The organism is Streptomyces griseicoloratus, assembly GCF_014534645.1.
Classification (GTDB): Bacteria; Actinomycetota; Actinomycetes; order Streptomycetales; family Streptomycetaceae; genus Streptomyces; species Streptomyces griseicoloratus.
Genome location: NZ_JACVQF010000238.1, coordinates 63172 through 88793, shown reverse-complemented (window position 1 = coordinate 88793; position 25622 = coordinate 63172). Strand labels below are relative to the sequence as shown.

Annotated in this window: 20 protein-coding genes and 1 pseudogene; 16 read left to right on the top strand and 5 right to left on the bottom strand. The window is 73.7% G+C overall.

What is annotated here, in order from left to right:
• Positions 1-86: 86 nt before the first annotated feature.
• A complete protein-coding gene (gene serC / locus H0H10_RS37890) occupies positions 87-1205 on the bottom strand; it encodes a phosphoserine transaminase (protein ID WP_188185762.1) in 1119 nt (372 codons plus the stop codon).
• Positions 1206-1313: 108 nt separating this feature from the next.
• Between serC and H0H10_RS37885 the strand changes: the two genes are divergently transcribed.
• Complete coding sequence (locus tag H0H10_RS37885) at positions 1314-4166, top strand: FAD-binding and (Fe-S)-binding domain-containing protein (protein ID WP_188185761.1); 2853 nt, start codon at positions 1314-1316, stop codon at positions 4164-4166.
• A 28-nt stretch (positions 4167-4194) separates the two neighbouring features.
• Positions 4195-5772: an FG-GAP and VCBS repeat-containing protein gene (locus H0H10_RS37880; protein ID WP_309141997.1), complete on the top strand. Its 1578-nt coding sequence runs from the start codon at positions 4195-4197 to the stop codon at positions 5770-5772.
• Here the strand turns inward: H0H10_RS37880 and H0H10_RS37875 are convergent.
• Both H0H10_RS37875 and H0H10_RS37870 read right to left on the bottom strand, forming a co-directional pair.
• A complete protein-coding gene (locus H0H10_RS37875) occupies positions 5769-6386 on the bottom strand; it encodes a dihydrofolate reductase family protein (RefSeq protein WP_188185760.1) in 618 nt (205 codons plus the stop codon). The genes H0H10_RS37880 and H0H10_RS37875 overlap by 4 nt on opposite strands.
• Before the next feature lie 76 nt (positions 6387-6462).
• Positions 6463-6915, bottom strand: coding sequence for an NUDIX hydrolase (locus tag H0H10_RS37870; protein ID WP_188185759.1), 453 nt, complete (start codon positions 6913-6915; stop codon positions 6463-6465).
• A gap of 274 nt (positions 6916-7189) precedes the next feature.
• Between H0H10_RS37870 and H0H10_RS37865 the strand changes: the two genes are divergently transcribed.
• From H0H10_RS37865 to H0H10_RS37820, 10 genes are all read left to right on the top strand, one after another.
• On the top strand, positions 7190-8176 hold the full coding sequence (locus tag H0H10_RS37865; protein WP_188185758.1) for an EamA family transporter: 987 nt from the start codon (positions 7190-7192) through the stop codon (positions 8174-8176).
• A 138-nt stretch (positions 8177-8314) separates the two neighbouring features.
• Entirely contained in the window at positions 8315-9109 is a 795-nt protein-coding gene (locus tag H0H10_RS37860; RefSeq protein ID WP_188185757.1) for a TIGR03084 family metal-binding protein, read from the top strand.
• Positions 9106-10788: an acyclic terpene utilization AtuA family protein gene (locus H0H10_RS37855; protein WP_188185756.1), complete on the top strand. Its 1683-nt coding sequence runs from the start codon at positions 9106-9108 to the stop codon at positions 10786-10788. The genes H0H10_RS37860 and H0H10_RS37855 overlap by 4 nt, the downstream gene beginning before the upstream one ends.
• Positions 10785-12383, top strand: coding sequence for an acyl-CoA carboxylase subunit beta (locus tag H0H10_RS37850; protein WP_188185755.1), 1599 nt, complete (start codon positions 10785-10787; stop codon positions 12381-12383). The genes H0H10_RS37855 and H0H10_RS37850 overlap by 4 nt, the downstream gene beginning before the upstream one ends.
• A 10-nt stretch (positions 12384-12393) precedes the next feature.
• The gene (locus H0H10_RS37845) at positions 12394-14235 is read left to right on the top strand and encodes an acetyl/propionyl/methylcrotonyl-CoA carboxylase subunit alpha (protein WP_188185754.1); all 1842 of its coding nucleotides are present in this window, start codon (positions 12394-12396) and stop codon (positions 14233-14235) included.
• 82 nt (positions 14236-14317) lie between these two features.
• The gene (locus H0H10_RS37840) at positions 14318-15463 is read left to right on the top strand and encodes an acyl-CoA dehydrogenase family protein (RefSeq protein ID WP_188185753.1); all 1146 of its coding nucleotides are present in this window, start codon (positions 14318-14320) and stop codon (positions 15461-15463) included.
• Positions 15464-15492: 29 nt separating this feature from the next.
• A complete protein-coding gene (locus H0H10_RS37835) occupies positions 15493-17061 on the top strand; it encodes a 4-coumarate--CoA ligase family protein (RefSeq protein ID WP_188185752.1) in 1569 nt (522 codons plus the stop codon).
• Entirely contained in the window at positions 17058-17792 is a 735-nt protein-coding gene (locus H0H10_RS37830; RefSeq protein WP_188185751.1) for an enoyl-CoA hydratase family protein, read from the top strand. Before H0H10_RS37835 ends, H0H10_RS37830 begins: the two co-directional genes overlap by 4 nt.
• A complete protein-coding gene (locus H0H10_RS37825) occupies positions 17780-18394 on the top strand; it encodes a TetR/AcrR family transcriptional regulator (RefSeq protein WP_188185750.1) in 615 nt (204 codons plus the stop codon). Before H0H10_RS37830 ends, H0H10_RS37825 begins: the two co-directional genes overlap by 13 nt.
• A gap of 3 nt (positions 18395-18397) precedes the next feature.
• On the top strand, positions 18398-18955 hold the full coding sequence (locus tag H0H10_RS37820) for a hypothetical protein (protein WP_188185749.1): 558 nt from the start codon (positions 18398-18400) through the stop codon (positions 18953-18955).
• 19 nt (positions 18956-18974) lie between these two features.
• Here H0H10_RS37820 and pdxH read toward each other — a convergent pair whose 3' ends face one another.
• Positions 18975-19652: a pyridoxamine 5'-phosphate oxidase gene (gene pdxH / locus H0H10_RS37815; protein ID WP_188185748.1), complete on the bottom strand. Its 678-nt coding sequence runs from the start codon at positions 19650-19652 to the stop codon at positions 18975-18977.
• Positions 19653-19906: 254 nt separating this feature from the next.
• Here pdxH and H0H10_RS37810 point away from each other — a divergent pair, with 254 nt between their 5' ends.
• The 3 genes and pseudogenes from H0H10_RS37810 to H0H10_RS37800 all read left to right on the top strand — a co-directional run bounded on the left by H0H10_RS37810 (position 19907) and on the right by H0H10_RS37800 (position 23370).
• Positions 19907-21007 (top strand): citrate synthase 2, encoded by a 1101-nt coding sequence (locus H0H10_RS37810; protein ID WP_188185747.1) that lies wholly within the window; start codon positions 19907-19909, stop codon positions 21005-21007.
• A gap of 336 nt (positions 21008-21343) precedes the next feature.
• A pseudogene (locus H0H10_RS37805) lies at positions 21344-21822 on the top strand (GNAT family N-acetyltransferase).
• Positions 21823-21966: 144 nt separating this feature from the next.
• The gene (locus H0H10_RS37800; RefSeq protein ID WP_188185746.1) at positions 21967-23370 is read left to right on the top strand and encodes a PAS domain-containing protein; all 1404 of its coding nucleotides are present in this window, start codon (positions 21967-21969) and stop codon (positions 23368-23370) included.
• Between the two features lie 33 nt (positions 23371-23403).
• Here H0H10_RS37800 and H0H10_RS37795 read toward each other — a convergent pair whose 3' ends face one another.
• Complete coding sequence (locus H0H10_RS37795) at positions 23404-24159, bottom strand: SIS domain-containing protein (protein WP_188185745.1); 756 nt, start codon at positions 24157-24159, stop codon at positions 23404-23406.
• Positions 24160-24413: 254 nt separating this feature from the next.
• Between H0H10_RS37795 and H0H10_RS37790 the strand changes: the two genes are divergently transcribed.
• On the top strand, positions 24414-25106 hold the full coding sequence (locus tag H0H10_RS37790; protein ID WP_188185744.1) for an iron-dependent transcriptional repressor DtxR: 693 nt from the start codon (positions 24414-24416) through the stop codon (positions 25104-25106).
• The last annotated feature ends 516 nt before the right edge of the window (positions 25107-25622 follow it).

Below are 25622 nucleotides of genomic sequence, written 5' to 3'. Positions count from 1 at the left end.
GCGTTGGGAGGCAGTCCGTAGCGGAAGAGCAGTGAGGGGCGCCCGGCGAACACCGGGCGCCCCTCACCGTCGTACGAGGGCGGCGGCTACAGCTTCTCGATCACGTAGTCGACGCACTTGGTCAGCGCCTCGACGTCCGCCGGGTCGATCGCCGGGAACATCGCGACGCGCAGCTGGTTGCGGCCCAGCTTGCGGTACGGCTCGGTGTCGACGATGCCGTTGGCGCGCAGCACCTTGGCGACGGCGGCGGCGTCGACCTCGTCGGTGAAGTCGATGGTGCCGATGACCTGCGAGCGCTTGGCCGGGTCGGCGACGAACGGGTTCGCGAACTTCACGTCCTCGGCCCAGCCGTACAGCGTGCGTGCGGAGGCGGCGGTGCGGCCGGTGGTGAAGTCCAGGCCGCCCTGGCCGTTCATCCACTCCAGCTGCTGGTTCAGCAGGAACAGCGTGGCGAGGGCCGGGGTGTTGTACGTCTGGTTCTTGCGGGAGTTGTCGATCGCCGTCGGCAGCGAGAAGAACTCCGGGACGTGCCGGCCGCTCGCGTGGATCCGCTCGGCACGCTCGATCGCGGCCGGGGAGAAGATGCCGATCCACAGGCCGCCGTCGGAGGCGAAGGACTTCTGCGGGGCGAAGTAGTAGACGTCGGTCTCGGCGATGTCGACCGGCAGGCCGCCGGCGCCGGAGGTGGCGTCGACCAGGACGAGGGCGCCCTCGTCGGCACCGGCCACACGCTTGACGGGCATGGCGACGCCGGTCGAGGTCTCGTTGTGCGTGAACGCGTACACGTCCACGCCGGCCTCGGCCTGCGCCTCGGGGTGCGTGCCCGGGTCGGAGGAGATGACGGTCGGCTCGGCCAGCCAGGGGGCGAGCTTCGCGGCCTTGGCGAACTTGGAGCTGAACTCGCCGAAGCTGAGGTGCTGCGACTTGTTCTCGATCAGGCCGTGGGTCGCGATGTCCCAGAACGCGGTGGAGCCGCCGTTGCCGAGGATCACCTCGTAGCCCTCGGGGAGCCGGAACAGCTCGGAGATGCCCTCGCGGACCTTGCCGACCAGGTTCTTGACCGGGGCCTGGCGGTGGGAGGTGCCCATGAGGGAGGTACCGGTCGCGGCCAGCGCGTCCAGCGCTTCCGTCCGCACCTTGGAGGGACCCGCGCCGAATCGACCGTCCGCGGGCTTGATGTCAGCAGGAATCTGGATCTCAGCCACGAGCCGGAGGGTATCTCTTCGGCGAAACCGGACGGAAACGTGTCCGTCGGATGAGACGAGATCTCCGCCGTCCGGACCTGTGGGGAGCTACGAGAGCATCCTGGACGCATGAACGGTCTGGAGGCAGCACTGCGCGGGGCCGTCCGGGGCGAGGTCGGCTTCGACGTCACCTCCCGGGCGCTGACGACGATGGACGCGTCCAACTTCCGGCGGGTCCCGCTGGGCGTGGTCGCCCCGCGCGACGCCGACGACGTGGCCGCCGTACTGGAGGTGTGCCGGGCGCAGGGGGTGCCGGTCGTGGCGCGCGGCGGGGGCACCTCGATCGCCGGGCAGGCGACGGGCACGGGCGTGGTCCTGGACTTCACCCGGCACATGAACGGGCTGCTGGACCTGGACCCGGGCACCCGCACGGCCGTCGTCCAGCCGGGCCTCGTCCTCGACCGCCTCCAGGAGGCCGCCGCCCCGCACGGCCTGCGCTTCGGACCCGACCCCTCCACGCACAGCCGGTGCACGCTCGGCGGGATGATCGGCAACAACTCCTGCGGGTCGCACTCGGTGGCCTGGGGCACGACGGCGGACAGCGTGCGGGAGCTGACCGTGCTCACCGCGCGCGGGCGGCGGCTGCGGCTCGGGCAGGGCTGGGCCGGGGCGCCGGACGGCCTGCGGGAGCTGGCGGAGGGCGACTTGGCGAGGCTGCGCACCGGCTTCCCCGAGCTGCCCCGCCGTATCTCCGGCTACGCGCTGGACGCGCTGCTGCCCGAGAAGGGCGCCGACGTGGCCCGCTCGTTCTGCGGGTCGGAGGGCACGCTGGGCGTGCTGACCGAGGCGGTCGTCCGGCTGGTCGAGGCGCCACGCGCGCGTGCCCTCGCGGTGCTGGCGTACGCCGACGAGAGCGCGGCGGCCGAGGCGGCGGCCGGGCTGCTGCCGCTCGGGCCGCTGACGGTGGAGGGCATGGCGGCCGACCTGGTGCCGGCCACGGCCGGACTGCCGCGGGGCGGGGCCTGGCTGTTCGTGGAGACCGGAGGTCGGACGGAGGCGGAGGCACGTGCGCGTGCCGAGACGATCGTGCGGGCCGCCGACGTCGTCGACTCCCGGGTGGTGACGGACCCCGCCGGGCAGCGGGCGCTGTGGCGGATCCGGGAGGACGCGTCCGGCACGGCGACCCGCATGCCGGACGGCTCGGAGGCGTGGCCCGGCTGGGAGGACTGCGCGGTGCCGCCCGCCCGGCTCGGCGCGTACCTGCGGGACTTCCGGGGTCTTTTGGCCGCCCATGGCCTGCGCGGCACGCCCTACGGGCACTTCGGGGACGGCTGCATCCACGTCCGCATCGACTTCGACCTGCTGACTCAGGCGGGCGTCGCCCGCTTCCGCCGCTTCTCCGAGGAACTGGCCGAGCTGGTGGTGGCCCACGGCGGCTCGCTGTCCGGCGAGCACGGCGACGGCCAGGCGCGCGCGGAACTGCTGCCGCGCATGTACGGCCCGGAGACCGTCGCCCTGTTCGAGCGGGCCAAGGCGGTCTGGGACCCGGACGACCTGCTCAACCCCGGCATGCTGGTGCGCCCGGCACCGCTCGACGCCAACCTCCGCTTCTCCGTCCTGCCGCGCGGCCCGGTGGACGTGGAGTTCGGCTATCCCGCCGACGGCGGGGACTTCTCGGCGGCGGTCCGGCGCTGCGTGGGCGTCGCCAAGTGCCGTACGGCGTCGGCGCCGGGCCCGTCCGTCATGTGCCCGTCCTTCCGGGCGACGGGGGAGGAGGAGCACTCCACGCGCGGGCGTGCCCGGCTGCTGCACGAGATGCTCGCCGGCGAGCTGGTGACCGACGGCTGGCGGTCGACGGAGGTCCGCGACGCCCTCGACCTGTGCCTGTCCTGCAAGGGGTGCCGGTCGGACTGCCCGGTGGAGGTCGACATGGCCACCTACAAGGCCGAGTTCCTGCACCACCACTACGCCGGGCGCCGCCGCCCCGCCGCCCACTACGCCATGGGATGGCTGCCGGTGTGGCTGCGCTGGGCGGACCGCACGGGCACGGCCGCACTGGTCAACGCGCTGGCGTCCGTACGCCCGGTCGCGGCGGTGGCGAAACGGGCGGGCGGGATCGCGGCCGAGCGGGCGATACCGCGGCTGGCGGGGCAGACGTTCAGCCGGTGGTGGCGGAGGCGGGCTCGCACGCGGGGCGCGGGGGAGCTGGTCGTCCTGTGGCCCGACACCTTCACCGAGCACCTGTCGCCGTCCGTGGGCCGCGCGGCCGTACGGGTCCTGGAGGCGGCGGGGCTGCGGGTGGCGCTGCCGCCGACGCTGCGGATGCCGCGCGGCCGGGTGGGCGACGGCGGGTCGCGCACGGCCGCCGCCCTGCTGACGGCCCGTCGGGCCCGGGTGTGCTGCGGGCTGACGTACGTCTCCACGGGCCAGCTCGACCGGGCCCGCGCGGTGATGCGCCGCACCCTCGACCTCATGGCACCGGTGCTGGAGACGTCCGCCCCGGTCGTCGTCCTGGAGCCGAGCTGCGCCGCCACCCTGCGCACCGACCTGCCGGAGCTGCTGCCCGACGACCCCCGTGCCGCCGCCCTCGCAGGCCGCGTCCTCACCTTCGCCGAGACCCTGGAGCGGCACGCCCCGGGCTGGACGCCCGCGGCGGTGGACCGGCCCGTCACCGGCCAGACCCACTGCCACCAGCACGCGGTGCTCGGCGACACGGCCGACCGCCGCCTGCGCGCGGCCGCGGGCCTGACGGGTGAGCTGAGCGGCGGCTGCTGCGGGCTCGCGGGCAACTTCGGCTTCGAGAAGGGTCACTTCGAGGTGTCGGCCGCCTGCGCGGAGGACCAGCTGCTGCCGGCGGTGCGGGAGGCGCCGGAGGGAGCGGTGGTCCTGGCGGACGGCTTCTCGTGCCGGACGCAGCTGGAGCAGCTGGCCGGGGTACGGGGGCGGCATCTGGCGGAGGTGCTGGCGGAGGGGCTGGGGTGACCCCGGAACCGCACGGGGTGGCCGATGCGTGATCGTTCGCATGGGCGATCCGGGTGAACAGGGGCGGCGGCCGCGACGACGCTTCGGCAGGCGGTCGCGGGTGGTCGGGCCCGCCGCCGCGGTGGCCGTGCTGGCGGTCGTCGCGGGGGTCCTGGTCGCCGACGACGGGCCGGCCCGCATCGCCGCGCCGCACGGCTGCCGCACCACCGTCCACGGCACCGCCCCGGCCGCCCGGCCCGCGTCGGACCGGCCCGCCCCGGCCGGCGCCGTCCCCGCCGCCGACTTCGACGGGGACGGGCACGCCGACCTGGCCTTCGGCTCGCAGGGGGACGTGAAGGGCGGGTACGGCGGCGGCAGCATCGAGGTGGCGTACGGGACGGGGGACGGAACGGGCCTCGGCCGCTGCCAGTACCTCACGCAGGACGACCCCGGGATTCCCGGGAAGAACCGCCACGAGGCGTTCTTCGGGACCGACGTGGTGGCCCGTGACTTCGACGAGGACGGGTACACCGACCTCGCCACCGCCGTCTTCGACTGGAAACCGTCCGTCGTCGTCATGTGGGGTTCCCCGGACGGGCTGTCGCGTGCCGCCCGGGTACCGGGGACGGACGGCAGCCACGTCGCGTGGGACAACGACCCGATCCTGGAGGAGCAGCTCGCAGCCGGTGACTTCGACGGGGACGGGCACGCCGACCTCGTCTTCGGGCTCGGCTCCGGCAAGGGGCTGCTCAAGGGCCCCTTCGAACGGGACGGCACCCCGGCGGGGACGGGGCGGGTCCCCGCCCCGCGCGAACCCGAGCGGGGTGTCGGGTCCGCGAACTTCCGTGACCTCGTCGCCGGGGACCTGGACGGCGACGGCGCCGACGACCTGGTGACCTTCCACTCCGGCGGGCCCTCCGGTGCGCCGTGGTCCGAGAAGCGCCGGCCGGTCGGCTACTTCCGGGGCGGCCCGGACGGCCTCACCCAGCCGGACGGCGTCGACCTCCCCGACGCGGCGACGGCGGCCGTCGGTGACGTGGACGGCGACGGATACGGTGACCTGGTCCTCAGCCCCCGGGGCGGCGACGCGAGCCGCAGCGGGGTGACGGTGGTGTACGGGTCGAAGACCGGGCCGGGGAAGCGGAGGACGACGATCGACCGCGACACGCCGGGCGTGCCCGGTGCGGAACCCCAGGACGAGGACGCCGTCCTCGAGTCCCTCGACACCGGGGACGTGAACGGTGACGGATACGCGGACGTGGTGGCCGGGTCCCCGCGGTGGGGCCCGTACGCGAAGCCGGGCCCGGAGCAGGTGCTCTTCCTGGCGGGTGGCCCGGACGGACTCACCGGCGAGGGCTCCCGGGTGTTCGAGGGCGGTGACTTCGCCGGCTCGGGCGAGCGGGCCGGTTTCGGTGCGTCGGTGGCCCTCACCGACCTGGACGGCGACCACCGTGCCGACCTGGTGGTGGCCGAGCCGGGCAGCGACACGACCGGCAGCTCCGCGTGGCTGCTGCCCGGCACGGCCGACGGGCCGTCCGCGAGGGGCGTCACCCGGCTGTACGGGGACACCTTCGACGACACCGAGGGCCTGGACCTGCTCATGGGCGGCGGAGGGATCGCCCGCTAGCGCCGCGGGAAGCGGTACTTCAGGTGGGTGGCCGACGGAGTGCCGACCACCCTGATCAGTTCCAGGTCGCGCCGGACGGCGCCCGGCCCCTCGAAGAGCCGCAGCCCGTCGCCGAGGAGCACGGGCACCACGTGCAGCTGGAGCTCGTCGACGAGGTCCGCTCCGAGGTACTGCCGCACCGTGTCCGCCCCGCCCGCGATGTCGACGTTCCGGTCCCCGGCGGCGGCCTTCGCCTGCTCCAGGGCGCTGTGGATGCCGTCGGTGACGAAGGTGAAGGTGGTGCCGCCCTCCTTCACCAGGGTGGGGCGGGGGCGGTGGGTGAGGACGAAGACCGGGGTGCGGAAGGGCGGGTTGTCGCCCCAGAACTCCTCGCCCGTGTCGTACATCGTCCGGCCCATGACCACCGCCCCGGTGGCGTCGAACCACTCCCGGATCAGCTCCGAGTCGCGGTTCTCGTCCCCGCCGGTCATGCCCTGGCGCTCCCGCCAGCTCGCCAGGGTGTGGATCCACTCGAAGACCGGCTCGGCGCCGTCGCCTCCGGGGTTGTCGAGGGTGACGTTCGGGCCGGCGACGTAGCCGTCGAGGGTGATGGCCAGGTCCGCGGTGACGGTCATGATGCGTGCTCCTCGGGTGGGGTGTGGACTGCCTTCACCTCTGCGTCGACCGGGAACCGGCGTTTTCGACCCCGCCTCACGGGACCGTCTCGCCCCGCACCAGCGGCCGGCACACCGGCTGGACGCCCTCGGGCAGGTCGTCCGGGTCGCACCAGCGGGCCTCCAGGATCTCGAAGGGGTCGATGCGCAGCTCGCCGCCGAGCAGGCGGGCCTCGTAGGCCACCTCCAGGCGGGTGCGCAGGCCGCTGTTGAGCATGACCAGCCGGCCCACCTCCACGTCGAGGCCGGTCTCCTCCTTGACCTCTCGGACCACGGTCGCCCGGAAGTCCTCGCCCTTGCGCGCGAAACCGCTCGGCAGGCCCCACTGGCGGCCCGGCGGCCACATCCGGTGCCTCAGCATCAGTACCCGCCCCTCGTCGTCGCGCACGACGCCGGTCACGCCGACCACGAACTTGGCGTTCAGCAACCACATCACGCGGCTCTGCACCGGGCGCAGGATGCGCCAGATGCGGGCGAGGAGTCGTCTCACGGGGCCTCCGGGAGGGTGCGGGCCGGCTTCGTCGTTGCGGACGGTATCCCGCCGGTGATCGCTCCCGTACGACCAGCCCTGCCCGCCGGCCCCGTCCGCCCGGTCCCGCCCGCCGGTCCGGTCCTGTCCGCCCGGCGGACTTCCGTTGACAGCCGCGTGTCCGGGCGACGACAGTTGCATGACCGGCTTACACGCCTGACCGAGTCCACTACCCTGGACTACGCCGTACAGCGCGGTGAACGACATCGAACCGTAGACCGTCCCCGGAGCCCCCGTGAGCACCCCCAGCGCCACCCCCGGCACCCCGACCCCGGCCGCCCCCACGGCCGCGCACGCCACCGGCCCCGCGCCCGCCCCGGGCGGCGCCACCGGCCGATGGGGTTCCCTCGGCCCGGTCGGCCTGGTGCTCGCCGGAGGCGTCTCCGTGCAGTTCGGTGCCGCGCTGGCGGTCAGCCTGATGCCCCGGGCCGGGGCGCTCGGGGTCGTGACGCTGCGCCTGGTCGTGGCCGCCGTCGTCCTGCTCCTGGTCTGCCGCCCCCGGCTGCGCGGCCACTCCCGCGCCGACTGGGGCACGGTCGTCGTCTTCGGCATCGCCATGGCCGGCATGAACGGCCTCTTCTACCAGGCCGTCGACCGCATCCCCCTCGGTCCCGCCGTCACCCTGGAGGTGCTCGGCCCGCTTGCCCTCTCCGTCCTTGCCTCCCGCCGCGCGGTCAACCTGGTCTGGGCCGCGCTCGCCCTGGCCGGCGTCTTCCTGCTCGGCGGCGGCGGCTTCGACGGCCTCGACCCGGCCGGTGCCGCCTTCGCGCTGGGGGCGGGCGCGATGTGGGCGGCGTACATCGTCTTCAGCGCCCGCACCGGACGCCGCTTCCCGCAGGCCGACGGGCTGGCCCTCGCGATGGCGGTCGGGGCGGTGCTGTTCCTGCCGCTGGGCATCGCCGAGTCGGGGGCGAAACTGGCCGACCCGGTGACGCTGGCGCTGGGCGCGGGCGTCGCCCTGCTCTCCTCCGTCCTGCCGTACACCCTCGAACTCCTCGCCCTGCGCCGCCTGCCCGCGCCCACCTTCGCCATCCTCATGAGCCTGGAGCCCGCCCTCGCCGCGGCGGCCGGCTTCCTCATCCTCGACCAGTCCCTGTCCGCCACCCAGTCCGCCGCCATCGCCCTGGTCATCGCGGCCAGCATGGGAGCGGTGCGGACCCAGGTGGGGCGCGGCGGGCGGGCGAAGCGAGAGCTGCCGGGCCCGGGGGCCGACGGCCGGTAACCCCTCCCACCGCCCAGCGCGGGGCCCGGGCTCGGGCCGGGCACGAATTCATGCAAGCATGCTTGATTGTTTCCCGGCCTCCTGCCATGCTCCCCACCACACCGCGCCGCACGCCGCCGTGCCCGAGGGGAGCGCTTCGTGTCCGACCCGACGCCCGTGATCGACGACCTGCGCGAGGAGAGCGAGGAACTCGACGCGCTGGTCGCCCGGCTGAGCCCCGGGGAGTGGCGCCTCGCCACCCCGGCGCCCCGGTGGACGATCGCCCACCAGATCGCGCACCTGACCTGGACCGACCGGTCCGCCCTGCTCGCCGTCACCGACGAGGACGGCTTCCGCGCCCTGGTGGACAAGGCCCTCGCCGCGCCCGGCACCTTCGTCGACGAGGGCGCACAGGAGGGCGCCGCCCTGCCGCCCGCCGCGCTGCTGACGGCCTGGCGGGAAGGACGTGCCGCGCTCGACAAGGCGCTGCGCGAGGCTCCGCCCGGCGCCCGCTTCCCCTGGTACGGCCCGCCCATGGCGGCCGCCTCCATGGCCACCGCCCGGCTCATGGAGACCTGGGCCCACGGCCTGGACGTCGCCGACGCGATAGGCGTGACGCGCCCGCCCACCGACCGCCTCCGCCATGTGGCCCGCATCGGGGTGCGCGCCCGCGACTACGCCTTCGCGGCCCACGGCCTCACCCCGCCCGCCGGGCAGTTCCGCGTCGAACTCACCGGGCCGCACGGCGACCGGTGGGCGTACGGGCCCGAGGACGCCGCCCAGCGCGTCACCGGCCCCGCCCTCGACTTCTGCCTCCTCGCCACCCAGCGAGCCCACCGCGCCGACCTCGCCCTCACCGCCGAGGGCCTGGACGCCGACCGCTGGCTCGACATCGCCCAGGCCTTCGCGGGCCCGCCCGGCACCGGCCGCCCGCCGAAGGGGGCCGCCCGGTGAGCGTGCTCCGCATCGGCAACGCCTCCGGCTTCTACGGTGACCGCTTCGACGCCATGCGCGAGATGCTCACCGGCGGCCCGCTGGACGTCCTCACCGGCGACTACCTCGCCGAGCTGACCATGCTCATCCTGGGCCGCGACCGGCTCAGGAACCCGGACGCCGGGTACGCCCGCACCTTCCTGCGCCAGCTGGAGGAGTGCCTGGGCCTCGCCCACGAGCGCGGGGTGCGCATCGTCGCCAACGCCGGCGGGCTCAACCCGGCCGGACTCGCCGACGCCGTACGCGCACTGGCCGCCCGGCTCGGCCTCCCCGTCCGTGTCGCGCACGTCGAGGGCGACGACCTGGGGGACCGGTATCCGGGCAGCCTCGCTGCCCACGCCTACCTCGGCGGCTTCGGCATCGCCGAGTGCCTGCGCGCGGGCGCCGACGTCGTGGTCACCGGGCGCGTCACCGACGCCGCCCTGGTCACCGGGCCCGCCGCCGCGCACTTCGGCTGGGCGCCGACGGACCACGACCGGCTCGCGGGCGCGGTCGTCGCCGGTCACGTGCTGGAGTGCGGCACGCAGGCCACCGGCGGCAACTACGCCTTCTTCCACGAGCACCGGGCGAGCCACGACCTCCGGCACCCCGGCTTCCCGCTCGCCGAACTCCACGCCGACGGCACCTGCGTCATCACCAAGCACGACGGCACCGGCGGCCTCGTCGACACCGGCACGGTGACGGCCCAGCTGCTGTACGAGACGGCCGGCGCCCGGTACGCGGGACCGGACGTCACCGCCCGGCTGGACACCGTGACGCTCACCCAGGACGGTCCCGACCGCGTACGGATCGACGGCGTGCGCGGCGAGGCCCCGCCACCCACGCTCAAGGTCGGCCTGAACCGCCTCGGCGGCTTCCGCAACGAGGTCACCTTCGTGCTCACCGGCCTCGACATCGAGGCCAAGGCGGCCCTGGTGCGGGAGCAGATGGAACCCGCCCTCGGCAAGGTCACCGACGTCCGCTGGGACCTGGTGCGCACCGACCGCCCCGACGCCCCCACCGAGGAGACGGCCAGCGCCCTGCTGCGCCTCGTCGTCCGGGACCCCGACCAGCAGGCCGTCGGACGGGCGCTGAGCGGGGCCGCCGTCGAACTCGCCCTCGCCGGCTACCCCGGCTTCCATGTGACGGCGCCACCGGGGAAGGGCGCCCCCTACGGCGTCTTCGAGGCCGCGTACGTCCCCCAGGACACCGTGGACCATGTGGCCGTCCTCCACGACGGACGCCGGGTCCCCGTGGCCCCGGCCCAGGACACCGCCGTGATCGACGCCGTACCGGAACCACCGCTGCCGGAGCCGCTGCCGCCGGGGCCCCGCAAAAGCGCACCCCTCGGCCTCGTCGCCGGCGCCCGCAGCGGCGACAAGGGCGGGAACGCCAACGTCGGCGTGTGGGCGCGCACCGACGAGTCCTGGCGCTGGCTCGTGCACGAGCTGACCGCCGACCGCTTCCGGGAGCTGATCCCCGAGGCCCGCGACCTGCCCGTCACCGGGCACGTGCTGCCGAACCTGCGCGCACTGAACTTCGTCGTCGAGCACATCCTCGGCGAGGGCGTCGCCGCCCAGGCCCGCTTCGACCCGCAGGCCAAGGCGCTCGGCGAATGGCTGCGCGCCCGCCACCTCGACATCCCGGAGATACTGCTGTGACGGTCCTGTCCTCCGCCCTGGACCCGGCCGGCCCGGACCACCGGGCCCACCGCGAGGCCATGCTCGCCAAACTCGCCGACCTGGACGCCGAGCACGCCAAGGCCCTCGCGGGCGGCGGCGAGAAGTACGTCGAACGGCACCGGCGGCGTGGCAAACTGCTCGCCCGCGAACGCATCGAACTGCTCCTCGACCCCGACACGCCCTTCCTGGAGCTGTCCCCGCTGGCCGCCTGGGGCAGCGAGTACGCCGTCGGCGCCTCCCTCGTCACCGGCATCGGCGTCGTCGAGGGCGTGGAGTGCCTGATCACCGCCAACGACCCGACCGTGCGCGGCGGCGCCAGCAACCCGTGGAGCCTGAAGAAGGCCCTGCGCGCCAACGACATCGCGCTCGCCAACCGGCTGCCCTGCATCAGCCTGGTCGAGTCCGGGGGCGCCGACCTGCCCTCCCAGAAGGAGATCTTCATCCCGGGCGGCGCGATCTTCCGGGACCTGACCCGGCTGTCGGCGGCCGGCATCCCGACCATCGCCGTCGTCTTCGGCAACTCCACGGCCGGGGGCGCCTACATCCCCGGCATGTCCGACCACGTGATCATGGTCAAGGAGCGCGCCAAGGTGTTCCTCGGCGGCCCGCCGCTGGTGAAGATGGCCACCGGCGAGGAGAGCGACGACGAGTCCCTCGGCGGCGCCGAGATGCACGCGCGCACCTCGGGCCTCGCCGACTACTTCGCCGTGGACGAGCCGGACGCGCTCAGGCAGGCCCGGCGGGTCGTCGCCCGCCTGAACCACCGCAAGGCGTACCCCGACCCGGGCCCTGCCGAGCCGCCCAAGTACGACCCGGAGGAACTGCTGGGCATCGTCCCCGGCGACCTCAGGACCCCCTTCGACCCGCGCGAGGTGATCGCCCGGATCGTCGACGCCTCCGACTTCGACGAGTTCAAGCCGCTGTACGGCACGAGCCTGACGACGGGCTGGGCGGCCCTGCACGGCTATCCGGTCGGCATCCTGGCCAACGCCCAGGGCGTCCTCTTCAGCGAGGAGTCCCAGAAGGCCGCCCAGTTCATCCAGCTCGCCAACCAGCGCGACATCCCGCTGCTGTTCCTGCACAACACCACCGGCTACATGGTCGGCAAGGAGTACGAACAGGGCGGCATCATCAAACACGGCGCCATGATGATCAACGCGGTCAGCAACAGCCGCGTCCCCCACCTCTCCGTCCTCATGGGCGCCTCCTACGGCGCCGGCCACTACGGCATGTGCGGCCGCGCCTACGACCCGCGCTTCCTGTTCGCCTGGCCCAGCGCCAAGTCCGCCGTCATGGGCCCGCAGCAGCTCGCCGGCGTGCTGTCCATCGTCGCCCGCCAGTCGGCCGCCGCGAAGGGGCAGCCGTACGACGAGGAGGGCGACGCGGCGCTGCGCGCCATGGTGGAGCAGCAGATCGAGTCCGAGTCGCTGCCGATGTTCCTGTCCGGGCGGCTGTACGACGACGGCGTCATCGACCCGCGCGACACCCGCACCGTGCTCGGCCTGTGCCTGTCGGCCATCCACACCGCGCCCTACGAGGGCGCGCGCGGCGGCTTCGGCGTCTTCCGGATGTGAGGGGATCACCTTGATCAGCACTGTCCTCGTCGCCAACCGGGGCGAGATCGCCTGCCGGATCTTCCGCACCTGCCGCGAACTGGGCATCGGGACCGTCGCCGTGTACTCGGACGCCGACGAGAACGCCCTCCACGCGCGCGTGGCCGACGCGGCCGTACGGCTGCCGGGCGCGACGCCCGCCGAGACGTACCTGCGCGGCGACCTGATCGTGAAGGCCGCCGTCGCCGCGGGCGCCGACGCCGTGCACCCCGGCTACGGCTTCCTCTCCGAGAACGCCGGCTTCGCGCGCGCCGTCGCCGACGCGGGCCTGACCTGGATCGGGCCGCCGCCGGAGGCCATCGAGGCCATGGCGTCCAAGACACGCGCCAAGGAACTGATGGGCATCGCCCCTCTGGACCAGGTCACCGAGGCCGACCTGCCGGTACTGGTGAAGGCGGCGGCGGGCGGCGGCGGACGCGGCATGCGCGTGGTCCGGCACCTCGCGGACCTGGACGCCGAACTCGCCGCCGCCCGCGCGGAGGCGGCGAGCGCCTTCGGCGACGGCGAGGTCTTCGTCGAGCCCTACGTGGAGAACGGCCGCCACGTCGAGGTGCAGATCCTCGCCGACACGCACGGCACCGTGTGGGCGCTCGGCACCCGGGACTGCTCCCTCCAGCGCCGCCACCAGAAGGTGATCGAGGAGGCACCGGCACCGGGACTGACCGCCTCGCTCACCGAGGACCTGTACGAGCAGGCCATCCGGGCCGCCCGCGCCGTCGACTACGCCGGCGCCGGCACCGTCGAGTTCCTGGTCGCCGACGGAAAGGCGCACTTCCTGGAGATGAACACCCGCCTCCAGGTCGAACACCCCGTCACCGAGGCCGTGTGCGGCGTCGACCTGGTCGCCCTCCAGCTCCGCGTCGCCGAGGGCCACGCCCTCGAAACCGACCCTCCACGCGCGCGGGGCCACGCCGTCGAGGCCCGCCTGTACGCCGAGGACCCGGCGAACGGCTGGGCCCCGCAGACCGGCCGCCTGCACCGCCTCGCCGTCCCCGACGGCATCCGCCTCGACACCGGCTACACCGACGGCGACGACATCGGCGTCCACTACGACCCGATGCTCGCCAAGGCCGTCGCCCACGCCCCCACGCGCACGGAGGCGATCCGCCTCCTCGCCGGCGCCCTGGAGCGGGCGGCGGTCCACGGCCCGCTCACCAACCGGGACCTGCTCGTGCGCTCCCTGCGCCACGAGGAGTTCACCGCCGGCCGCATGGACACCGGCTTCTACGACCGCCACCTGCCCGAACTGACCGCACCCGCACCCGACCCCCTCGCCCCCCTGGCCGCCGCCCTCGCCGACGCCCACGGCCGCTCCCGGTTCGGCGGCTGGCGCAACCTGCCCTCGCAGCCGCAGGTCAAGCGGTACGCCATGGCCGGCGAGGAACACGAGGTGCGCTACCGGCACACCCGCACCGGCCTCACCGCCGACGGCGTACGCGTCGTGCACGCCGACGCCCGCCTCGTCGTCCTCGAAGCCGACGGCGTCCGGCGCCGCTACGAGGTCGCCCGCTACGGCGACCGGGTGCACGTGAACGCCACCGCCCTCACCGCCCTGCCCCGCTTCCCCGACCCCACCACCCAGCACGCCCCCGGCTCCCTCCTCGCCCCCATGCCGGGCACGGTCGTCCGCGTCGCGGAGGGCCTGACCGAGGGGACTGCCGTCCAGGCGGGCCAACCCCTCCTCTGGCTGGAGGCGATGAAGATGGAACACAAGATCACCGCCCCGGTCACCGGCACGCTCACGACCCTGCACGCCGTACCTGGTCAGCAGGTGACGGTGGGCTCTCTGCTCGCGGTGGTCGGAGAGACGTAGGGGCGCGGGGCTGCATCGAATATGCGGCTCCGCCGCGTGGGCGCGACCAGCCACGACGAAACCCGCACTCCGAAGGAGCACAGTGACCACCCTCATCGAATCCGAAGAGCACAAGGCCCTCCGCGAAGCGGTCGCTTCGTTCGCGAGCAACCACCCCCACACCCCCGGCACCGACAACAAACAGTTCTGGCAGGACGCCGCCAAGCTCGGCTACATCGGCGTCAACCTGCCGGAGGCATACGGCGGTGGAGGCGGCGGCATCACCGAACTCTGCCTCGTCCTCGAAGAGATGGGCGCCGCCGGCAACCCCCTGCTGATGATGATCGTCTCCCCGGCGATCTGCGGCACGGTCATCGCCCGCTTCGGCACCGAGGCCCAGAAACGCGCATGGCTCCCCGCCCTGGCCGACGGCAGCCGCCTGATGGCCTTCGGCATCACCGAGCCCGACGCCGGCTCCAACTCCCACCGCATCACCACCACCGCCCGCCGCGACGGCGACACCGGCGACTGGATCCTGACCGGCCGCAAGGTCTTCGTCAGCGGCGTCGACATAGCCGACGCCACTCTCATCGTCGGCCGCACCGAGGACGCCCGCACCGGCAGGCTCAAGCCCTGCCTGTTCATCGTCCCCCGCGACACCCCCGGCTTCGAGCGGCGGCGGATCGACATGGAACTCAACGCCGCCGAGAAGCAGTTCGAGCTGGTCCTGGACGACGTACGGCTCCCCGCCGAAGCCCTCGTCGGCGACGAGGACGCCGGGCTGCTCCAGCTCTTCGCCGGCCTCAACCCCGAACGCATCATGACCGCCGCCTTCGCGATCGGCATGGGACGGTACGCCCTCACCAAGGCCCTCGCCTACGCCCGCGAACGCACCGTCTGGAAGACCCCCATCGGCGCCCACCAGGCCATCGCCCACCCCCTCGCACAGGCGCACATCGACCTCGAACTCGCCCGCCTGATGATGCAGAAGGCCGCCCACCTGTACGACGCCGGTGACGACATGGGCGCGGGCGAGGCCGCCAACATGGCCAAGTACGCCGCCGGGGAGGCCTGCGTGAAGGCCGTCGACCAGGCCGTGCACACCCTCGGCGGCAACGGCCTCACGCGCGAGTTCGGACTCGCGTCGCTGATAACGGCCGCGCGCGTGGCTCGTATCGCCCCGGTGAGCCGGGAGATGATTCTCAACTACGTCTCCCACCAGACCCTGGGTCTGCCCAAGTCGTACTGATCCGGCACGGCGTTGTGCGAGGAGGAACCATGTTCCGCAGCGAGTACGCAGACGTTCAGCCCGTCGATCTCCCCATCCACGAGGCCGTGCTCGGCCGGGCCGCCGAGTTCGGCGCCGCCCCGGCGCTGATCGACGGCACCGACGGCACCACCCTCACGTACGAGCAGGTGGACCGGTTCCACCGGCGCGTCGCCGCCGCCCTCGCCGAGGCCGGGGTGGCCAAGGGCGACGTGCTCGCCCTGCACAGCCCCAACACCGTCGCCTTCCCCCTGGCCTTCTACGCCGCCACGCGCGCGGGTGCCTCGGTCACCACCGTGCACCCGCTCGCCACGGCGGAGGAGTTCGCCAAACAGCTCGGCGACGCACGGGCCCGCTGGATCGTCACCGTCTCCCCCCTGCTGGACACCGCGCGCCGGGCGGCCGCACTGGCCGGCGGCGTCCAGGAGATCTTCGTGTGCGACAGCGCCCCGGGCCACCGCTCCCTCATCGACATGCTGGCCTCGACCGCCCCCGAACCCCGTGTCGCGGTCGACCCGGCCGAGGACGTCGCCGCCCTGCCGTACTCCTCGGGCACGACCGGTATCCCCAAGGGCGTGATGCTCACCCACCGGCAGATCGCCACCAACCTCGCCCAGCTCCACCCCTTGATGCCGGCCGCGCCCGGCGACCGCGTCCTGGCCGTCCTGCCGTTCTTCCACATCTACGGCCTGACCGCGCTGATGAACGCCCCGCTGAGGCAGGGCGCCACCGTCGTCGTCCTGCCCCGCTTCGACCTGGAGCAGTTCCTCGCCGCGATCCAGAACCACCGCATCACCGGCCTGTACGTGGCCCCGCCGATCATCCTGGCCCTCGCCAAGCACCCGCTGGTCGCCGAGTACGACCTGTCGTCGCTGAAGTACATCGTCAGCGCCGCCGCCCCGCTGGACGCGAAGCTCGCCGCCGCCTGCTCCGAACGGCTCGGCCTGCCGCCCGTCGGCCAGGCCTACGGCATGACCGAACTCTCCCCGGGCACCCACGTCGTCCCCCTGGACGCCATGCGCGAGGCGCCCCCCGGAACCGTCGGCAAGCTGATAGCCGGGACCGAGATGCGCATCGTCTCCCTCGACGACCCCGGCAAGGACCTCGGCCCCGGCGAGTCCGGCGAGATCCTCATCCGCGGACCCCAGGTGATGAAGGGCTACCTGGGCCGTCCCGAGGCCACCGCCGCGATGATCGACGGCGACGGCTGGCTGCACACCGGGGACGTCGGACACGTCGACGAGGGCGGCTGGCTGTTCGTCGTCGACCGCGTCAAGGAGCTGATCAAGTACAAGGGCTTCCAGGTCGCCCCGGCCGAACTGGAGGCCCTCCTCCTCACCCACCCCGCCATCGGCGACGCGGCCGTCATCGGCGCCCACGACCAGGACGGCAACGAGGTGCCCCACGCCTACGTCGTACGCCAGCCCCATGCCGCCGGCCTCTCGGAGAACGAGATCATGCTCTACGTCGCCGAACGCGTCGCCCCCTACAAACGCATCCGCCGCGTCACCTTCATCGACGGCGTGCCCAGGGCGGCCAGCGGGAAGATCCTCCGCCGGGAACTGAGGGACCGCTCGTGACCCTGATCGCCCGCACGCGCGCGCGGGGCGTCGAGACCCTGACCCTCGACTCCCCGCACAACCGCAACGCCCTGTCCGCCGCACTCGTCGGCGAACTGGCCGACGCGCTCACGAAGGCGGGGAAGGACGACGGCGTCCGGGCCGTTCTCCTGACCCATTCCGGCACCACCTTCAGCGCCGGTGCCGACCTGCGCGACCCGCCCGACCCGGACGCGCTGGTCGCCCTGCTCCGGCAGATCGTGGAGCTGCCCAGGCCCGTCGTCGCCCGCGTGACCGGACACGTCCGCGCGGGCGGCCTGGGCCTGCTGGCCGCCTGCGACGTCGCCGCGGCCTCGACCGGCTCCACCTTCGCCTTCACCGAGGTGCGCATCGGCGTGGCGCCCGCCGTCATCTCCCTGACCCTCCTGCCCCGCACCGACCCCCGCGCCCTCGCCCGCTACTACCTCACCGGCGAGCGCTTCGACGCCGCCGAGGCCGCCCGCATCGGCCTGGTCACGGCGGCGGGCGACGACGTGGACGCCGTACTGGAACCCGTCCTGGACGGTGTGCGCCGCGCCTCACCCCAGGGCCTGGCCGAGACGAAACGGCTGCTCACGGCTAGGGTGCTGGAGGTATTCGACCGGGACGCGGACGGCCTGACCGCGCTCTCGGCCCGGCTGTTCTCCTCCCCGCAGGCCCGCGAGGGGATGACGGCCTTCCTCGAACGACGGGATCCGGAATGGGTGGTGTGAGCACGGCCGACCGTGCGGAACGAGTCCCCAAGCAGGACCGCAGCCGGGCCACCCGGCAGCGGCTCCTGGAAGCCGCCGTGGCCTGCCTCGCCGAACACGGCTGGGCGGGCTCCACGGTCTCCGTCGTCGCCGAACGCGCCGGAGTCTCCCGGGGCGCCGCCCAGCACCACTTCCCGACCCGCGAGGACCTGTTCACCGCGGCCGTCGAGTACGTCGCCGAGGAACGCTCCGTCGCCCTGCGCGCCCTCTTCCCCGAGGGCGCCGCGGCCGGCGACCGCCACGCGGTGGTCGCCGCCCTCGTCGACCTCTACACCGGGCCCCTGTTCCGCGCCGCGCTCCACCTGTGGGTGGCCGCCTCCGACGAGGACCAGCTCCGCGGCCGCGTGACCGAACTGGAGGCCCGCGTCGGCCGCGAGACCCACCGCATCGCGGTCGACCTCCTCGGCGCCGACGAGACCCGCCCCGGCGTCCGCGAAACCGTCCAGGGCCTGCTGGACATGGCCCGTGGCCTCGGCCTCGCCAACCTCCTCACCGACGACACCGCCCGCCGGGAGCGGGTCGTCCAGCAATGGGCGGGGCTGCTGGACGAGGCGCTGGACTGACCCGTGGGCGACCGGTTCCAGGTCATCGTCGACCTCGACGCGAGCGAGGCGGACGCCGAGCGGCTCGCCCGGCGGGTCGTGGACCGGCTCGTGGCCGAGGGCATCGTCCTCGCCGAACGCACCGGCTGCGTCCCCGGGCAGCCCCTGGGGCACCCGCCGGGCCCGCACTGGGAACGCGCGGTGAGCGACGACTGGGACTTCAAACCCTGGGACGGACTCGCCGTCCACACCCGCCGCACCGGCTTCACCAGCGGCGCGAACATGCCCGGCGCGGCCCTCTGCCCGCACTGCGGAGCGCACACCCCCCTCCAGGACGCCCAGTGGCGGCGCTTCAGCACCGCCATGCGGACCTGGCACGACACGGGCGCCGCGAGCGTCGGCTGCCCCGCCTGCGCCCGCGCCGTCCCCGTCCCGGACTGGACCTGGGACGAGGCCCCGCTCGCCTTCGGCGCCCTGGGCTTCGAGTTCTGGAACTGGCCCGACCTCGGCGACGACTTCCGCGCCCGGCTGGCCGGGCTGCTCGACGGCCACCGAACGGCCTACGTCTGGGGGAAGATCTGAGGAGCCCGCGGGACCGGCCTCAGGGACTGAGCCGCTCCACCCGCCATGCCCCGTCCGCCTGCGCCACGTACCGCAGCCGGTCGTGCAGCCGGTTCTCCCGCCCCTGCCAGAACTCCACCGTCCGCGGCACCACCCGGTACCCGCCCCAGTGCGGCGGCACCGGCACCTGCTCGCCCTCCGGATAGCGCGCCGCCAGCTCCGCGTACGCGGCGTCCAGCTCGGCGCGCGAGCCGACCACCGACGACTGGGCGCTGGCCCAGGCACCGAGCTGGGAGCCGTGCGGCCGCGACCGGAAGTACGCGACCGTCTCCTCCCGCCCGGTGCGCCGCGCGACTCCGGCGACGATGACCTGCCGGGCCATCGGATGCCAGGGGAACAGCAGCGACACGTAGGGATTGCCGTCCAGCTCACGGGCCTTCTGGGAGTCGTAGTTGGTGTAGAACACGAACCCCCGCTCGTCGAAGTGCTTCAGCAGCACCGTGCGCGAACTGGGCCGGCCCTCGGTGTCGGCCGTGGAGACGACCATGGCGTTCGGCTCGAACATCCCGCCTTCCGTCGCGGCCTGCTTGAACCAGCGCGCGAACTGCTCCAGCGGAGTGGCGGCCAGCTCGGTCTCGGAGAGCCCCTCGGCCCGGTACTGCTTGCGCATCGAGGCGAGATCGAAGGGCACGGCTTCTCGGTCGGTCACGCCGGTCATCCTGCCGTATCGGCGGTGTTCTTGGTCACCGAGTGGCACTCAGTGCCGCAAACTCTCCCCAAGAGTGGCACTCGGAGATATCGTGCTGGTGCCGTCCCGGTTGGATGACCGGCCGTACGGGGCATCACAGGGAAGACGCGAGGACCGCGAGTCGACCGTAGGACCGCGGATCCGTCACGCGTCGGCCACCACCGCACCGCACGCCCGCAGCCGCATCGCCGCACATCACGACCACGATCACGAGGAGCCGCCTGATGTCCGACTTCGTACCCGGACTCGAAGGAGTCGTCGCGTTCGAGACGGAGATCGCCGAACCCGACAAGGAAGGCGGCGCCCTCCGCTACCGCGGCGTCGACATCGAGGACCTCGTCGGGCACGTCTCCTTCGGCAACGTCTGGGGACTGCTCGTCGACGGCGCCTTCAACCCCGGACTGCCGCCCGCGGAGCCGTTCCCCATCCCCGTGCACTCCGGTGACATCCGGGTGGACGTCCAGTCGGCCCTGGCCATGCTCGCGCCCGTGTGGGGCCTGAAGCCCCTGCTGGACATCGACGCCGAGCAGGCCCGCGCGGACCTCGCCCGCGCCGCCGTGATGGCCCTGTCCTACGTCGCCCAGTCCGCCCGCGGCCAGGGCCTGCCCATGGTGCCGCAGCGCGAGATCGACAAGGCGCAGTCCGTCGTGGAGCGCTTCATGATCCGCTGGCGGGGCGAGCCGGACCCCAAGCACGTCGCCGCGGTGGACGCCTACTGGACGAGCGCCGCCGAGCACGGCATGAACGCCTCCACCTTCACCGCCCGCGTCATCGCCTCCACCGGCGCCGACGTCGCGGCGGCCCTCTCCGGAGCCGTGGGTGCCATGTCCGGGCCCCTGCACGGCGGCGCACCCTCGCGCGTGCTCGGCATGATCGAGGAGATCGAACGCACGGGCGACGCCGAGGCGTACGTCAAGCAGGCCCTCGACCAGGGCGAACGCCTCATGGGCTTCGGGCACCGCGTCTACCGCGCCGAGGACCCCCGCGCCCGTGTCCTGCGCCGCACCGCCCGCGAACTCGGCGCTCCCCGCTTCGAGGTCGCCGAGGCCCTGGAGAAGGCGGCCCTCGCCGAACTCCACGCCCGCCGCCCCGACCGCGTCCTGGCCACCAACGTCGAGTTCTGGGCGGCCATCGTCCTGGACTTCGCCGAGGTCCCGGCGCACATGTTCACCTCGATGTTCACCTGCGCCCGCACCGCCGGGTGGTCCGCCCACATCCTGGAGCAGAAGCGCACCGGCCGCCTGGTCCGCCCCTCGGCCCGCTACGTCGGCCCGGGTCCCCGCGACCCGCGCGAGATCGAGGGCTACGAGGCCATCGCGACCTGACCGGCCCCTGGACGCAGACGACCCGCGAGTCTGGTTCCTCCATCGGAGGAGCCGGCCGGACGTACCGGCGACTCGCGGGTCGGGTGACTGCTTGGGATTGGGCCGGCTGCACGCGTCTCTCGCGCACTGGTCCGGCACCGCACTGAGTGTGGTGGCGAGCCGCTAGCCCGCAGTCACCTCACGCGTCCGGTTTCCATACATCTGCCGAACCACCTCCCTTCTCGTGTACTGCACACCCTAGGAACCGGTCGGCGCCCGATCAATCGGTTTTTTCGGAGTCGCTTCGCCACCGGTCTCCCATGGACGCGTCTGCGCTGGTCACCTAGCGTTCCGCCCATGACGAAACGACAGGGGGAGGCGTCGGCTCCGGCGCTGCGGACCGAGACCGCCGAGGACGAGGACGCGCTACGGGACTGGCGGCACGTGCACAACGTGATCGTGCCGCCCGCCGCGATGTCCCTGGACGAGGTGCGGGAGCGCAGCCGGCGGTACCGGCTGGAGAACGCCTATCTGGAAGACGTGCTCGTCGGGTGCTCCACCGTGCGGCCCCCGGAGGGGGAGGACCGGGTGGCGACCGTGATCGTCCGGGTGCTTCCGGCGTTCCGCGGGCGGGGGATCGGCACGGCGCTCTACGAGAAGGGCCTGGCGCATGCCCGGGGGCTCGGTGCCGGGGCGGTGGAGACCGTGGTGCTGCGGCCAACGCCGAGGGGCTGCGGTTCGCCGAGGCGCGCGGGTTCGTCGAGCGGGAGCGGTACGTGCTGGACGGCGAGAGTGCCGAGTGGATCGACCTGAGGCTGGTGCCGGAGGGCCGGTGACGGGGGCGTATGCCGGATTGCCGCCGGACAACGATTCCTGCAATCTTGCGGGAACCCGATGTGTGCTGTGTCACGTTCGAGTTGAATGAAGGCCAGTGTTGAACCGACGTACCGCGCGGCGGACGCAGCCTGCAGGGGGTCCAGGTGAGTGCTTCCCGGCGTAGTGGGACCACGGACGAGCTGGGGCCGGACGAGCCGGAGCAGCCCGAGCGGGACGGCGCGGACCTGCTGGCCGCGCTCCTCGACGGCATGGACGCGGCTCTGTGCGCCTTCGACGCGGACGGTGTCGTCACGCACTGGAACCGCGAGGCGGAGCGCATCCTCGGCTGGACCGCGGCCGAGGCCGTGGGACGGCGGGGGTTCGCCGGCTGGGCCGTGCGCAGCGCGGACGCCGAGGAGGTCGCGGAGCGGCTGCTGTCCGCCATGCGGGCGCCGGGGCGGCAGGTGCACGAGTTCGCGCTGGTGACCAAGGACGGCGGACGGGTGCTGGTGCGTACGCAGTCCGCGGCCGTACGCGGCCCCGACGGCAGGCCCGCGGGCGTGTACTGCGCCTTCAGCGAGGTGCACGCGCAGATCGACCTGGAGCGCTCCATCGCGCTGAGCGAGGCGCTGCTGGAGGACGCGGGCTGGGGTGTCGTGCTGGTGGACGCCGATCTGCGTCCCGCCGTCGTCAACGCCCACGCGGCGCGGGCGCTCGGCGCGGGGCGTACGTCGGTGCTGGGCCGGCCGCTCGGGGACCTGCTGGCGCAGGGCGTGGAGGAGCTGGAGAACGCGCTCACGCACGTGCTGGCGGAGGGCGCGCCGCCCGCGCCCGCCGAGGTGTGGGTGAGCGTGCGCACCCCGGAGGGCGAGCGGCGCCGGTGCTGGCGCAGCGGTTTCGTGCGGCTGGCGTCGCCGCTGGCGGAGGAGCCGGTGCCGCTGGGCGTGGGCTGGCTGTTCCAGGACGTCACCGAGGCCAAGCAGGCGGAGCAGGAGGCGGCGCTGCTGCGGTTCCGCACGAACCAGTTGCACCGGGCGGCGCGCGCCGCGGCGGACTGCGAGGACCCGGCGGAGGCGGCGACCGTGCACCTGGACTTCGCGCTCGCCGGGTTCGCCGATCACGCGCTGATCGACCGGGTGGCCGGCGGTGCGCCGCCGGACGCGGACGCGGCGGGACCGGTGCGGCTGGTCCGGGTCGTGGCCACGCCCTCCGGGTCGCCGGGGCCGAGTCTGCCGAGCGGCGCGACCGGGCTGCCGGTGCGGTACGGGGAGGGGCATCCGGCGCTGCAGTGCGTGGAGCGGGCGGGGACGGTGCGGGCCGGCGTGGGCGCCCGGGAGGCGTCGGCCGAGCGGGTGCGCGAGTGGGCGCTGGCCCGGCAGTGGCCGTCCGACACGGTGCACGCCCTGTGCGCGGTGTTGCGCAGCAGGGGGCGGACGCTGGGTGTCGTGACGTTTCTGCGGGGGGCGGGCCGGAGCCCGTTCGAGCGGGCCGACGTGATGTACGCGGAGGACGTGGCGGTGCGGATCGCGGCCGTGCTGGATCTGGCCGGGCTGGTCGGGAAGGGGTAGGGCCCCGAGGCCCGCCCCGTGGCCGGTGTCCGCTCAGTGCCGGTAGAAGATCCGGTCCCGGTACTGCTCCAGGACGCGGCTGTTCCACTCGTGGCCGCCGTCCACGTTGCCCGAGCGCAGCAGCGGCGGCTCGATGCCGCGGTCGGCGAGGGCCCCGGCCGCCGTGGCGGTCACCGCTTGCAGCAGGGCCGTGGTGACGGTGGTGGAGGCGGGACCGAAGGGGGCCGGGACGGTGTCGAGGGTGAGCTCGGCGTCGCCGACCGAGATCCGGGAGTCCAGGACGATGTCGCAGTGGTCCTTCAGGAAGGTCCCCGACTCGTGCCGGGACGTCGTCTCGGAGGCGTACGCCACCGAGGTCACGCCGATGACCTTCACGCCGAGCGCGCGGGCCTTCATGGCCATCTCCACGGGAAGCGCGTTGCGTCCGGAGAGCGAGATGATCACCAGGGCGTCGCCCGCGCGGACGGGGGAGGACTCCAGCACGACGCTCGCGAGTCCGTCGACGCGCTCCAGGGCGGAGCCGAGCGTGGCCGGCATCACGTCCACGCCGACGACGCCGGGTACGGCGAGCAGGTTCATCAGGGCGAGCCCGCCGGCGCGGTAGACGACGTCCTGCGCGGCGAGCGAGGAGTGGCCGGCGCCGAAGGCGAAGAGGCGGCCGCCGTTCTCCACCGTGTCGGCCAGCAGGGTGCCCGCCGCCTCGATGGCGTCGGCCTCCTCGTCGCGGATGCGGCGCAGCAGGTCGATCGCCGCGTCGAGGAACTGGCCGGCCAGCTTGCGGTCGCTCATGCGGGGTCCCCTTCGGTACGGCTGCGTCGCGGATCACGGTGCGGTCTGGACCAGTACGGTGTCAATACGCCCGTGCGGCGTACGGGGGCCGCGGCGGCGCCCGGAACCCGCAGGCCGGTGGGGCCGTGGCCCTCCGCGTGGCCCGTCCTTCCTCAGGCACGGCACGGTTGTCAGTGGTATGCGTCAGAATTGAATGCAGGGCCAGCGCACGCGCCGGGGTCGTAGCCTCCGGCAGATCTCATCGAGGGGCACGTATGTCCGGACTGATCGACACCACGGAGATGTATCTCCGCACCATCCTCGAGCTGGAGGAGGAAGGTGTGGTCCCCATGCGCGCCCGGATCGCCGAGCGACTGGACCAGAGCGGCCCGACGGTCAGCCAGACGGTGGCGCGGATGGAGCGCGACGGCCTGGTCTCCGTGGCGGCCGACCGCCACCTGGAGCTGACCGACGAGGGCCGCCGGCTGGCCACGCGCGTGATGCGCAAGCACCGGCTGGCGGAGTGTCTGCTCGTCGACGTGATCGGCCTGGAGTGGGAGCAGGTGCACGCCGAGGCGTGCCGCTGGGAGCACGTGATGAGCGAGGCGGTCGAGCGCCGCGTGCTGGAGCTGCTGCGCCACCCGACCGAGTCGCCGTACGGCAACCCGATCCCGGGTCTGGAGGAGCTGGGCGAGAAGGACGGCGCCGACCCCTTCCTGGACGAGGGCATGGTGTCCCTCGCCGACCTCGACCCGGGCCTGGAGGGCAAGACGGTCGTGGTGCGCCGTATCGGCGAGCCGATCCAGACGGACGCGCAGCTGATGTACACGCTGCGCCGGGCGGGTGTGCAGCCCGGCTCGGTGGTGAGCGTGACGGAGTCGGCGGGCGGCGTGCTGGTGGGCAGCGGCGGCGAGGCGGCGGAGCTGGAGGCGGACGTCGCCTCCCACGTGTTCGTCGCCAAGCGCTGAGCGACCTCGCCGCCGGCCCCCGCGGGGCGCGGCCGGCCCGAGTGGCGGCTCCGGATCCGGGGCCGTGCCGGATCCGGGATTCGGTGGGCCGAATCGCAGCGCCCGGACGATTCCCGTGCGAGGCTGTCGGGCGAGGCATATGACGTACGGGCTCTTGGCCGTGCCCCGGCAGCGGTGCCGGCCGGTCGGAGAGGGGGAGGACGTGCGGAGAGACGGAGAGGGCCCCGGCGCCGTGCGGCGCCGGGGCCTGTCCTCCCCTGTGCTGACCCGGAGCCCCGAGCTCTCAGGGTCATTCCCCTCGGACCGTTTTCCCCGAGCGGTCCGCCTCCCGTTGAAGATCTCCCCTGGGTAGCGGCGGTCAATCCCCGAGAGGTGTCACTCGAATGAGGGGTGTTGCCCATCGGGACGGCTTTTTCGAATGTGCATTCGATAGTCTGCGGGGCGCCGAGCGGCCGCGGACACCACGGCAGGCACGGCAGGCAGGACACGGTTCACAGGACCGGGCGGGACGGGCGG

Coding starts and splice junctions, on each gene's coding strand:
- H0H10_RS37885 (WP_188185761.1), top strand. CDS start 1,314: ATGAACGGTCTGGAGGCAGCACTGCGCGGGGCCGTCCGGGGCGAGGTC.
- H0H10_RS37875 (WP_188185760.1), bottom strand. CDS start 6,386: ATGACCGTCACCGCGGACCTGGCCATCACCCTCGACGGCTACGTCGCC.
- H0H10_RS37835 (WP_188185752.1), top strand. CDS start 15,493: ATGTTCCGCAGCGAGTACGCAGACGTTCAGCCCGTCGATCTCCCCATC.
- H0H10_RS37825 (WP_188185750.1), top strand. CDS start 17,780: ATGGGTGGTGTGAGCACGGCCGACCGTGCGGAACGAGTCCCCAAGCAG.
- pdxH (WP_188185748.1), bottom strand. CDS start 19,652: ATGACCGGCGTGACCGACCGAGAAGCCGTGCCCTTCGATCTCGCCTCG.
- H0H10_RS37810 (WP_188185747.1), top strand. CDS start 19,907: ATGTCCGACTTCGTACCCGGACTCGAAGGAGTCGTCGCGTTCGAGACG.
- H0H10_RS37795 (WP_188185745.1), bottom strand. CDS start 24,159: ATGAGCGACCGCAAGCTGGCCGGCCAGTTCCTCGACGCGGCGATCGAC.
- H0H10_RS37790 (WP_188185744.1), top strand. CDS start 24,414: ATGTCCGGACTGATCGACACCACGGAGATGTATCTCCGCACCATCCTC.